Genomic DNA, 11,328 nt, shown 5'->3' on the forward strand with positions numbered 1-11,328 from the left:
GCCGCACACTCGTGGCCGAACGTGCGGCCAGCCGCACACTCGAGAGCGTGGCTACTCCACGAATTCGCTTCGGCCGTAAGCGATCGTGGCGGCTGCCCAGTTGCCGCCGGCTTCGCCGACGAGTCGTCGGGCGACGTCTCGATCGTGGTTTCCCGCGACCAGGATCAAGGTGTGGTCGGTGGTGGTGACCGATCCACCCCGGATGCGGTCGCGGGCGGCCGGGTCGGCCGCTAGCGCGTCGCCGAAGCGGGCGATGTCGACTTCCGGCACGGCGATGATGATCGCGTCCTGGTCCGGCGTGGGCTCGTAGTCGAAGGTCAGCACCGCTTCTTGGTCGAACTGGCGGCGCAGCGCCTCGGCGGCGGCGTGCACCGAGCCGTCGGCGCCGCACAGATGAAATTCCCGCGAGCTCTCCCGGGTGTTCCGGTGCTGCGCGCTCGACCAGTACACCCCGTCGAGCGGGGTCGATCCCGTCACCGCCGCGCCGCTTGACGCGATCGTCACGGTGGCCTGCGCCTCGAACAGGGGATCGGTGGTGTCGGTGGCGAACAGCTCCGCCTGCCGGCAGGGGGCGGCGGCACTTGGCACCGGAAAAGTACAGCAAAAGAGCACCATCAGCCACACCAGCAACGACCGCATAAAGCAGCCTCTCACGTTTCTTGACGGTTGTCGGAGGGCGGGTGTTTACTCCAACTGTATCGAACATACATTCGAACAGGAGGCAGTCATGACCGCGGCTTTGGCCTCCGAAAATCGCGCTGAGCAGCTCGAATCGCTTCGGCGGCGGATGGCCGTGATCACCGGGAAGGCGCCGGGGCCCGCGGCCACCCGTGCCGACGACCTGCTGCCGGAATCGGAAGCCCAACTGGCGCTGCCGCGGTGGTTGGCGGAGTCGCTGCCGGCGCCCCTGCCGCGCGGATCGGTGGCGGTCCTCTCGGGCGCCCGGTCGCTGCTGCTGAGCATGGTGGCCGCGGTGACGGCGGCGGGCGGCAACGTGGCAATCGTCGGCCAGCCGGACATCGGGCTGTTGGCGGCCGCGGAGATGGGGGCGGATCTGAGCCGGGTCGCGGTGATCCCGGATCCCGGCACCGATCCGGTGGAGGTGGCCGCGGTGCTCGTCGACGGCATGGATCTGGTGGTCCTCGGCCTGGGCGGGCGCCGGGTGCCGCAGACCCGGGCGCGGGCGGTGGTAGCGCGGGCCCGCAACAAGGGGTGCACCGTGCTGGTCACCGACGGTGACTGGCAGGGGGCGCCCACCCGGCTGGAGGCTCGGGTCTGCGGTTACGAGCTCACCTCGGGGGGCCGCCCTGGGTTCGGCCGGATCAGCCGGGTGCGGCTGCAGGTCAGCGGGGTGTGTGCGGGCCGGCGGGTGACCGCCCGGGCGCGAGCCGGGTGAATTCACCAGTGGCATCCCGGGTGCTGGCCATCTGGTGCATGGACTGGCCCGCGGTCGCCGCGGCCGCGGCCGCCGGCCTCTCCGCGACCGCCCCGGTGGCGGTCACGTTGGCCAATCGGGTGATCGCCTGTTCGGCGGCCGCCCGCGCGGCGGGGGTGCGGCGGGGGCTGCGGCGCCGGGAGGCGGCGGCCCGCTGCCCGCAGCTGCACGTCACCACCGCCGACGCGGACCGCGACGCCCGCTTCTTCGAGTCGGTCATCGCGGCGGTGGACGACCTGGTGCCGCGTGCCGAGGTGCTGCGGCCCGGGCTCTTGGTGTTGCCGGTGCGCGGGGCGGCCCGCTATTTCGGCTCCGAGGCCGACGCCGCCGAGCGGCTGATCGATGCGGTGGCTGCGGCCGGCGCCGAGTGCCAGGTCGGGGTCGCAGACCGGCTGTCCACCGCGGTCTTCGCCGCGCGGGCGGGCCGGATCGTCCCGGCGGGCGGTGACGCGAAGTTCCTGTCTGTGCTGTCTATCCGCCAACTCGCCACCGAACCCAGCCTGTGTGGTCCTGGCCGGGAAGAGCTGACGGACCTGTTGTGGCGCATGGGGATTCGCACCATCGGGCAATTCGCCGCGCTGTCGGCCACCGACGTGGCCTCCCGGTTCGGCGCCGACGGGGTGGCCGCGCACCGGTTGGCCCGCGGTGAACCCGAGCGGGGACCGTCCGGACGCGAGCCGCCGGAAGAGCTGGAGGCCGTGCTGGACTGCGACCCGCCGATCGACAGGGTCGACGCCGCGGCCTTCGCCGGCCGCTCGCTGGCCGCCGCGCTGCATCGGACTCTGATGGGCGCCGGGGTGGGCTGCACCCGGCTGGGCATTCACGCCGTCACCGCCAACGGCGAAGAACTGCACCGGGTGTGGCGATGCGCCGAGCCGTTGACCGAGGACGCCACCGCCGACCGGGTGCGCTGGCAACTGGACGGCTGGTTGAGCAGCCGGACCACGCGCAATCCCCGCCCGACGGCGCCGGTGACCCTGCTGCGGTTGCAGGCGGTCGAGGTGGTGTCGGCCGAGGCGCTGCAGCTGCCGCTGTGGGGCGGCCTCGGCGAGGAGGACCGGCTGCGGGCCCGTCGCGCCCTGGTGCGAGTGCAGGGCCTGCTCGGCCCGGAGGCGGTGCGGGTGCCGGTGCTGTCCGGCGGGCGCGGGCCGGCCGAACGCATCACGTTGACCCCGCTGGGCGACGAACCGGCGCCGCGGGCCGACCCGAGTCTGCCGTGGCCCGGGCGGCTGCCCGAGCCGTCACCGGCGGTTTTGCTGGACGACCCGGTGGAACTGCTTGACGGCCAAGGGAATTCGGTGCGGGTGACCGGCCGTGGGCTGTTCTCCGCCGACCCGGCGCGGCTGACCGTGCACGGCAAGGACGAGCGGCTGGACTGGTGGGCCGGGCCATGGCCGGTCGACGAGCGGTGGTGGGATCCCGACGTGGGAAGGGGCCGCACCGCCCGCGCGCAGGTCTTGCTGGAGGGCGAGCGGGCGTTTCTGCTGTGCTACCGCCAGCGGCGCTGGTACCTCGAAGGCAGCTACGAGTGACGGCGCTATCCGCACCGGATGGGCGTCATCCCCACCCCCGTACCGATGCCAGAGGGACCGGGAGACTTCACTGTTTCCGGCGTGCTCAAATCGGCGACTAGGCTGTCACGATGCCTACGACGTCGGAGCCCCCCGAGGGGACGGATTTAACGCCGCACTTCGACGATGTGCAGGCCCACTACGATTTGTCGGACGAACTCTTCCGGCTTTTCCTCGACCCCACCCAGACGTACAGCTGCGCCTACTTCGAGCGCGACGACATGACGCTGGAAGAGGCGCAGATCGCCAAAATCGACCTCGCCCTGGGCAAACTTGGGTTGCAACCGGGTATGACGTTGCTCGACGTCGGCTGCGGCTGGGGGGCCACGATGATGCGCGCCCTCGAAAAGTACGACGTCAACGTCGTCGGCCTCACCCTGAGTCGCAACCAGGCCGATCACGTCGAGCGGCTGATCGCCCAATCCGCCAGCCCGCGTTCGGCGAGGATTCTGCTGCGCGGCTGGGAACAGTTCGACGAGCCCGTCGACCGGATTGTCAGCATCGGCGCCTTCGAACACTTCGGGCACGAGCGCTACGACGCGTTCTTCACCCTGGCGCATGACCTGCTGCCCGATGACGGGATCATGTTGTTGCACACCATCACCGGGCTTCATCCGACGGAGATGGTCGAACGTGGCATGCCCATCTCGTTTACATTCGCCCGATTCGTCAAATTCATTGTGACCGAGATCTTTCCGGGCGGGCGACTGCCCTCGATACCGATGGTGCAAGAACGCGCCACCGCGAATGGCTTCACAGTTAGTCGCGTCCAGTCGTTGCAGCCGCACTACGCGAAGACGCTCGACATCTGGTCTGCCGCGCTGCAAGCCCACAAGGACCAGGCCATCGAGCTGCAATCCGAGCAAGTGTACGAACGGTACATGAAATACCTGACCGGCTGCGCCGAGATGTTCCGCATCGGATACATCGACGTCAATCAATTCACGTTGCAGAAATGACTTCCTAGGCCCGCCCGCAGCGGACTGCCCGCGCCTGCGCCATCAGCCCGCCACCGCCGGGGAGCGCGCCCACCACCGCGCGGGCCAGCCGGTCGCGGCCCCGGACGCGGTCGGTCCTGGCCTGACCGGTGCGCAGGTGGCGCCAGCCCAGGGCCGCCCACGACGCCGCGACGGCGGCGTCGGTCACCCCGCCGCGGGCGCGGTGCCGGTCCGCCGCGGCGAGGCCGAGCGCCGTCGCGGAGTGCACGGTGTCGACCCACACGCCGGCCGCCAGCACCTCCGGGCCGGGATTGATGCCCGAGAGCAGTGCCTGGACCAGGTGGCGCCCGCCCAGGATCCGGGTGACGACGAGCGCCTTGTGGTCGACCTGCACCCCGTGGATGTGGCTGAGCACGCCGGAGGGGGCGGTCAGCAGCGCGGCACCCCACCCCGCGCGCAGAACTTCGATGAGGCGGATCTTCATGGGGTGTTGGATAACCGGCGGGCGAAGCTCCCAACCCGTTCGATAAACCGGTCGAAGAAGGCCGCCGCGTCCACGTCGATCCCGATCAGCGCGTTGGGTTCTCGGCGCCCCGACCAGTCGGTCACGGTCATGGCGCGGGTCAGCGTGCCGGTCAGCTCGATGTCCACCGTCGCGGGCCGGATGGTGACGAGCCCCGGGTCCAGCGCCGCGGCGGCGGCCAGCGGATCGTGCAGGTGCGCCTGGAAGCCGTGGCCGATGTCGTGGTAGGCCTCCAGGTAGAACCGCATCGCGTCCTCGATCACCCGGATCAACGCGTTGGACGCGGTCGACCGCGTGCCGGGCTTGTCGCCCGCGCTCATCGGCGTCGTCGTCGACCCGGCAGCGGCGGCCAGCCTGGTGAGGTGCTCCGGCGTCATCGCCACCTTGCGGGTCAGATCCAGGCCGCACAGGATCGGAAGCCGTTGCGGCTCAACGGTCGCCCAGGCGTCCAGGACCTCGGCCGCGGCCTCGGGGTCCACGCTGATGTTCCATTCGGCCACCGCGGTGGTGTTGCCGCGGTGATCGTAGGAGCCGCCCATGACGACCAGCCGGCGCACCAGCGTCGGCAGCGCCGGCTCGGCGCGCAGCGCCAGCGCCAGATTGGTCAGCGGGCCGGTGGCCACGCCGATCAGCTCACCGGGATGGGCGCGCGCGGCGCGCACCCACGCGGTCGCCGAGTCGTGGACGGTGAGCCGGCGATCGGTGGCTGGCAGTTCGGCATAGCCCAGTCCGCGAGGGCCGTGAACCTTCGACGGCAGGCTCATCGGCCCGGTGAGGGTCTCCTCGGCGCCCTTGGAGACCGGCACGCCGGTGCGCCCGCACAGCTCGAGCAGGCCCAGGTTGTTCTCGCAAACCTGCTGCACCGCAACGTTTCCCCCGGTGGAGGCGATGCCGACCACGTCGGCGTCCGGGCTGGCGAACAGGTACATCAGCGCCAGCGCGTCGTCGACGCCGGTGTCGACGTCGACGAATACGGGCATCACCGCGGCAACGATACCGTCGCTCAGGGCCACGCCGAGGCGAAGGTGACCACCAGGACGTCGCGCTGGGCGGGGCCCGAGCCGTCGATCGGGCGGATCGGGGAGACGCCGTGCAGGGTGCGGCGGTCGTCGCCCAACATCAGCGTGCCGGGTTCGGCCAGCGTCGTCGCCAGCAACTGCCTGCCGTCGAGGTCATTCACCGTGCTCTCGCCGCCGATGGCGTTGCGCCGCCCGACCAGCAGTGAGCTGACCAGGGTGACGCCGTCGCGGTGCATGCCCTCCGGCGTCGGATGGCCGCCGTCGTCGGACAACGACCGGACGCGGAACGGATGCACCTTGACGTTCCAGTCCGCGACGTCGTCCAGCGCCGCCGCCACTCGGGCCAGCAGGTCGATGATCCTGCGCAGCAACGGATCCCGGGCGAAAGCGTCGGTCAGCGGCTCGAAGTCGCGGTCCTTGCCGATGTAGAGGGGGTTGGAGTCCTCGGGCTGCGCGAACGTGCTCCTGGGCACCGGGCGCAGCGCACCGTCGCGAAAGGAGTACTGGCCGTACCGGCGCAGCCGCTGCACCCCCAGCTCCGCGGCGTACGGGTCGGGTCCCAGCTGCTGCCAGTGCCGGGCGAATCGGGTCCACTCCTCGCGGCCGGCGCCCAGGCTCCGCGTCACGTCGAGTGAGGACATCACCGCGACGCCTTGCGTGGCGACCAGGCGGGCCGCGGCGGCCACCGGGTCGGCGTCCGCCCGTTTCGCGGAAAGCGTCCGGGTCATCGCGCCGGAATACCGCAATCAGGCGCGGCTGAAACGCCCGGACTACCAGTGCACCCCGGGCACCCGGCGCACCAACCGTTTGACTCCCCGCGGCGTCCGGATGCCGCCGGTGACGGCGCGGACGGGCCGCCTCGGCTTGCGCCGCGGCGGGGGCGCGGCGGGCGGCTCGGTGGGCAGTCCGCGGGCCGCGGCCGAGTCGGGGTAACCGAGGTACAGCTGGTGCAGGATCCGCCTGGACGTCCGCGGCGCGAAGTAGTTGCCCACCTCGGCCAGCGTTCCGAGGGGGGTGTCGATGCGCGCCGGCTTCTCGACCAGCCCGCGCACCACCATGGCGGCGGCGCGCTCCGGGCTGATCGCGGGCACCGGGTTGAGCCGGTGCGACGGCGCGATCATCGGCGTACGGACCAGTGGCATATGAATATTGGTGAACGTGATGTGGTCGGACAGCGTCTCCGAGCCGACCACGTCGGCGAACGCGTCCAGCGCCGCCTTGGTGGGCAGGTACGAGCTGTACTTCGGATTGCGGGCCTGCACGCCGGCGCTGGAGACGTTGACCAAATGACCGAAGCGGCGCTCGCGCCAGTGGGGCAGCAGCGCCAGCACCATCCGCACCGCGCCGAAGTAGTTGACCGCCATGACCCGCTCGTAGTCGTGCAGCCGGTCGGTCGAGTTGACCACCGAGCGGCGGATCGACCGGCCGGCGTTGTTCACCAGGTAGTCGACGTGGTCGAAGCGGCCCAGGATGTCCTTGATGGTGTGCTCGACCGAGGTGGAATCGGTGACGTCGCAAGTGAAGGCGTGGGCGTCACCGCCGGCCGCGCGGATCTCGGCGACCAGTTGATCCAGCGCGTCGGCGTTGCGGGCCAGGGCGAACACCGTCGCCCCACGCTCGGCCACCGCGATGGCCGCCGCCCGGCCGATGCCGCTGGACGCGCCGGTGATGATGACGTGCCGGCCGTGCAGCGGCCCGTGCGGGTCGTCGCGGCGCGCCCGGTCCGGGTCCAGGTACTCGGCCCAGTACCGCCACAGCCCGGGCGCGTAACTGGAGAACTCGGGCACCTCGATGCCCTTGCCGCGCAAGGCTTTCCGGGTCTGGTCGCTGATGAAGGTGGGCTTGAGGTCGACCAGGTCGAAGACCTCGGCCGGGATACCGAGCTGGGTGGCCGCCATGTTGCGCAGCACCCTGGCCCGCCCGCGCACCTTCAGCACCGGGGCGGCCACCGAGCCGGGCAGCGACCCGCGCGCCGGCGGGAGCCCGGCCGCCTTGGCGACGCCGCGGTAGATGCCCCGCAGCCCAACGGTTTTGGGGGCGGTGAGGTGGAAGGTGCGGCCGTCCAGACCGTCGGCGTGCATCAGCGCCACGAGCGCGTCGACGACGTAGTCGACCGGCACGATGTTGGTGCGGCCGGTGTCGGGGAGCATGATCGGCGTCAACCTGGGCAGCACCGCCAGCTTGGCCAGCACGCCGAAGAAGTAGTACGGCCCGTCGATCTTGTCCATCTCGCCGGTGCGCGAATCGCCGACCACCACCGCCGGGCGGTAGATCCGATAACGCAGCCCGGGCGCCGACCGCACCAGCAACTCGGCCTCGAACTTGGTCCGGTGATACGGGGTCGGCAACGGCTGGCCGACATCGAAGTCGTCCTCGGTGTATTCGCCGGGGAAGTCCCCCGCGACCGCGATCGAGGACACGTGGTGCAGCGTCGCGCCGAGCCGCCGCGCCAGCTCGATGACGGCGCGGGTCCCCTCGACATTGGTGGCCCGCTGCTCGGCCTCGCCGGCGGTGATGTCGTAGATGGCTGCGCAATGCACGACGTGGTCGATGCTGCCCAGCTCGGCGAGGGTCTCGTCGGTCAGCTCCAGCTCCGGCAGCGCTCCGACCAGCGGTTTGGCCCGGTCACTCCACTCGGCCGCGAGCCGTTCGAAACGCCCCAGCGACTCCCGCCGGACCAGCACCCACACCTGCGCATCGGGTTGGGTGTCCAGCAGCCGGGCGACGACGCGGCGACCAATAAACCCGGTACCGCCGGTAACGACATACCGCATGCAGCCATCGTGGCGGTCGCGACCGCCCGCGTCAACTGTGGCGATCGCGAGCGCGGCGTCGCCGGGCGCGGCGGGTCGCCACTGTCAACCGTCGCGGGCGTGGCGGGGATTGTCAGTTGTGGAAGTCGCGAATGCCGTCCCAGTCGACCAGGGTCCAGCCGTTCATCGGGTTGCCGGTGATCACCACGCGGCCGACGTTGGGCAGGGGATGGCTGGTCAGCAGTGAGTCCTTGGCGTTTTTCGCGTTCATCAGCGTCCAGTACTCGATGGCGAATTTGTGCGAGAACACCACCGGGTTGTGCTGGCCGCTGTTGTAGACCTTTGCGATTGCGGCGGTGAATTGTTCGTTGAACTGCTTGCCGCTGATCGACCCGGGGATGCTGTCCTGCGTGTCGCCCCGGAGCCAGTCCGCGGGCGCCAGCAGGTACGTCGCATTCTCCTGGGCGATCGGCTTGCCCTCGAACCAGCCCGCGTTGATCTCCTGAATGCCCTGCAGCACCTCGACTTGCTTGCCCAGCTCCGAGGCCAGCGGCGCTGCGGTCTGCTGTGTCCTGACCATCGTGGAGGCGTAGATGCCGTCGTAGTCCTTATGGCCCGCCTGATGCGCGACCTGCTGGGCCTGACCCTGGCCCTCCGGGGTCAGGCTGGGCCCCGGCACCGAGGTGTCGATGATCCCGCTCGCGTTGGATGCCGACTGGGCGTGCCGGATGAACGTGATCGTGATGCTGCGTGCCTGCGGTGACCCACCGCAGGCCCCGACGACGAGGACCGCGGTCAGCGCCGCGACGGCCTTCGAGACATTCCGGATCACGCTGCGCTTCGGCATGGCAAATAGCCTGCCCTGCCGACGGCATCGGTGGGAAGGGTTTGCGATGGTTAAGTGGAGAAATTACTTGCGAAGGAGACTCAGATGGCGATTGACCCGAGTGCCGTCGGCGCGGTGACCGAACCGATGCTGTTCGAGTGGACCGACCGGGACACGCTGCTGTATGCGCTCGGCGTCGGCGCCGGCCTCGACGACCTGTCGTTCACCACCGAGAACAGCCACGGCATCGAGCAGCAGGTGCTGCCCACCTACGCGGTGATCTGCTGCCCGGCCTTCGGGGCAGCCGGCAAGGTGGGAACGTTCAACTGGGCCATGCTGCTACACGGCTCGCAGGAAATCCGGCTGCACGCGCCGTTGCCGGCCGCGGGGAAGCTGTCGGTGGTCACCGAGGTCGCCGACATCCAGGACAAGGGCGAGGGCAAGAACGCGATCCTCGTGTTGCGCGGCCGGGGCACCGACCCGGATTCGGAGAAGCTGATCGCCGAGACGCTCACCACCCTCGTGATCCGCGGCGAGGGCGGATTCGGCGGCGTGCCGGGCCAGCGCCCGGTGGCCCCGGAGATCCCGGACCGCGAACCCGACGCCCGGGTCGCCCTGCCCACCCGGGAGGATCAGGCGTTGATCTACCGGCTCTCCGGTGACCGCAACCCGCTGCACAGCGACCCGTGGTTCGCCCGCGAGCTCGCCGGCTTCCCCAAGCCGATCCTGCACGGCCTGTGCAGTTACGGGGTCGCGGGCCGCGCGCTGGTCGCCGAGGCCGACGGCGGGACCGCCGCCAACGTCACCTCGATCGCCGCGCGGTTCACCTCGCCGGTGTTTCCCGGCGAGACGCTGACCACGCTCATCTGGCGCACCGAGCCGGGCAAGGCGGTGTTTCGCACCGAGGCCTCGGGGGCCGAGGGCAGCGGCCCGCGGGTGGTCCTCGACGACGGCGCCGCGGAATACGTACAGGCTTAGGGCGATAGCTTGCGCGCCAGGCGGGCGGTGAACTCGCCGGCCTGCGCGGGGCTGTCCAGCGCGAATCGCGCCGCGGTGGCGCGGTCGCCGTCGTCGTAGTGCCGCACCAGGATTGGCACGCCGCCGTCGCCGACCGCGTCGAACGCGTCCTCGTCGGTGATGTCGTCGCCGAGGTAGACCGGGGTCCGGGCGCCGGGTTCGGCCTCGGTTAGGTGATCGAGCACCCAGCGCAGCGTTTTGCCCTTGTCCCAATCCAGGTCCGGGCGCAGCTCGATGACCTCCCGGCCGGTGGTCACCCGGAGGCCGTCGCGCCGGCCGGCTGCGCGCACCGCGGCCGCCACCTCGCCGACGCGGTCGCGTCCGGCATTGCGGTAGTGCACGGCGACACCAAAGCGCTTGTGCTCCACCACCACTCCCGGGATGGAGCCGAGTCGCTCGCGCAGCTCGCCGGCGGCGGCCTCCAGCACCGGGATGGCCGCGGCGGCGTCGTCGTTCTGGTGGTGCGCGCCGTCGGGCGCGGTCAATTCGAACCCGTGGCTGCCGGCATACCAAATCCCGGGAACCCCAACGCGTTTCGTCACGTCGGCCAGATCACGGCCGGACAGAATCGCCACCGGGCAGCCGGTCGCCAGCTGCCGCAGCGCCTCGGTGGCGCCGTCGACCGGGACGGCCGCGTCCGGGTCGTTGACGATGTCGGACAGCGTGCCGTCGAAGTCGAAGAACACCGCGGGCCGCCGCGCGGCCAGGTCGTCGAGGGCCGTCAGCGCGTCGGGCAGCTGCGACATCCGGCGGTCCCCGGTGCGCACGGTGATCTGGTGCAGGTCGGCGACCACCGCGTCGGCGCCGGCATCTCGCAGCGCGTCGCCGCGCCCCTCATCGACGCCGATGACGAGTGCGAATCCGCCGGCGCGTGCGGCCGCGACGCCCGCTTCGTCGGGTGTGACGACCGCGCATCGGCCGGGCCGGACCTGCAGCCGGCGGGCCGCCTCCGACGGGTCCTCGGTGTAGACGGCGGCGCCCACCCCGGCCACGCGCAACTTGCCCTCCAGGCTGGGGTCCGGCGCGTGGAACAGCACCGCGTCATGGCGGCGCGGGTCGATGACGACCAATCCCGACTGTGGCACGACCCCACCTTCTCACGGTGGCAGGCCGGTCGGGGAGTGGGTCAGTGCCGGGCTTGCCCCGGCGCGGGCGGGCGGGCGCCCGGCGCGCCGGCCGGGCACCCCCCCCGCGCCCCCCCCCCCCCCCCCTAAACCACACAAAAAACACACAAAAAGCAAGACAA

Annotated in this window: 11 protein-coding genes; 4 read left to right on the forward strand and 7 right to left on the reverse strand. The window is 71.0% G+C overall.

Translation table 11 applies throughout. The features are described 5' to 3' along the window. Positions 1 to 51: 51 nt before the first annotated feature. Complete coding sequence (locus A5704_RS05200) at positions 52 to 639, reverse strand: hypothetical protein (RefSeq protein WP_369828422.1); 588 nt, start codon at positions 637 to 639, stop codon at positions 52 to 54. An 88-nt stretch (positions 640 to 727) separates the two neighbouring features. Here A5704_RS05200 and A5704_RS05205 point away from each other — a divergent pair, with 88 nt between their 5' ends. From A5704_RS05205 to cmaA1, 3 genes are all read left to right on the forward strand, one after another. Further along, the gene (locus tag A5704_RS05205; protein WP_067754566.1) at positions 728 to 1,396 is read left to right on the forward strand and encodes a hypothetical protein; all 669 of its coding nucleotides are present in this window, start codon (positions 728 to 730) and stop codon (positions 1,394 to 1,396) included. Positions 1,397 to 1,434: 38 nt separating this feature from the next. Next, on the forward strand, positions 1,435 to 2,967 hold the full coding sequence (locus tag A5704_RS05210) for a DNA polymerase Y family protein (RefSeq protein ID WP_067887713.1): 1,533 nt from the start codon (positions 1,435 to 1,437) through the stop codon (positions 2,965 to 2,967). A gap of 110 nt (positions 2,968 to 3,077) precedes the next feature. Beyond that, positions 3,078 to 3,965 carry a cyclopropane mycolic acid synthase CmaA1 gene (gene cmaA1, locus A5704_RS05215; RefSeq protein ID WP_067887684.1) on the forward strand — a complete coding sequence of 296 codons (888 nt, stop codon included), beginning with the start codon at positions 3,078 to 3,080 and terminating at the stop codon, positions 3,963 to 3,965. Positions 3,966 to 3,969: 4 nt separating this feature from the next. Here the strand turns inward: cmaA1 and A5704_RS05220 are convergent, their stop codons facing one another. The 5 genes from A5704_RS05220 to A5704_RS05240 all read right to left on the reverse strand — a co-directional run bounded on the left by A5704_RS05220 (position 3,970) and on the right by A5704_RS05240 (position 9,086). Then, on the reverse strand, positions 3,970 to 4,428 hold the full coding sequence (locus A5704_RS05220) for a hypothetical protein (RefSeq protein ID WP_067887690.1): 459 nt from the start codon (positions 4,426 to 4,428) through the stop codon (positions 3,970 to 3,972). Continuing rightward, on the reverse strand, positions 4,425 to 5,447 hold the full coding sequence (locus tag A5704_RS05225) for a nucleoside hydrolase (protein ID WP_067887716.1): 1,023 nt from the start codon (positions 5,445 to 5,447) through the stop codon (positions 4,425 to 4,427). The genes A5704_RS05220 and A5704_RS05225 overlap by 4 nt, the downstream gene beginning before the upstream one ends. 23 nt (positions 5,448 to 5,470) lie before the next feature. Then, positions 5,471 to 6,214 (reverse strand): 2OG-Fe dioxygenase family protein, encoded by a 744-nt coding sequence (locus A5704_RS05230; protein ID WP_067887693.1) that lies wholly within the window; start codon positions 6,212 to 6,214, stop codon positions 5,471 to 5,473. Between the two features lie 42 nt (positions 6,215 to 6,256). Continuing rightward, positions 6,257 to 8,260, reverse strand: a complete 2,004-nt coding sequence (locus tag A5704_RS05235; protein ID WP_067887697.1) for an SDR family oxidoreductase — start codon at positions 8,258 to 8,260, stop codon at positions 6,257 to 6,259. 112 nt (positions 8,261 to 8,372) lie between these two features. Continuing rightward, entirely contained in the window at positions 8,373 to 9,086 is a 714-nt protein-coding gene (locus tag A5704_RS05240) for a histidine phosphatase family protein (protein ID WP_067751465.1), read from the reverse strand. Between the two features lie 84 nt (positions 9,087 to 9,170). Here A5704_RS05240 and A5704_RS05245 point away from each other — a divergent pair, with 84 nt between their 5' ends. Beyond that, positions 9,171 to 10,043 (forward strand): MaoC family dehydratase, encoded by an 873-nt coding sequence (locus A5704_RS05245; RefSeq protein WP_067887701.1) that lies wholly within the window; start codon positions 9,171 to 9,173, stop codon positions 10,041 to 10,043. On the opposite strand, the gene otsB is transcribed toward A5704_RS05245, so the two are convergent. Beyond that, the gene (otsB, locus tag A5704_RS05250; RefSeq protein ID WP_067751460.1) at positions 10,040 to 11,167 is read right to left on the reverse strand and encodes a trehalose-phosphatase; all 1,128 of its coding nucleotides are present in this window, start codon (positions 11,165 to 11,167) and stop codon (positions 10,040 to 10,042) included. The genes A5704_RS05245 and otsB overlap by 4 nt on opposite strands. Positions 11,168 to 11,328 lie beyond the last annotated feature (161 nt).

The organism is Mycobacterium sp. E735 (genome assembly GCF_001666955.1).
Lineage (GTDB): Bacteria > Actinomycetota > Actinomycetes > Mycobacteriales > Mycobacteriaceae > Mycobacterium.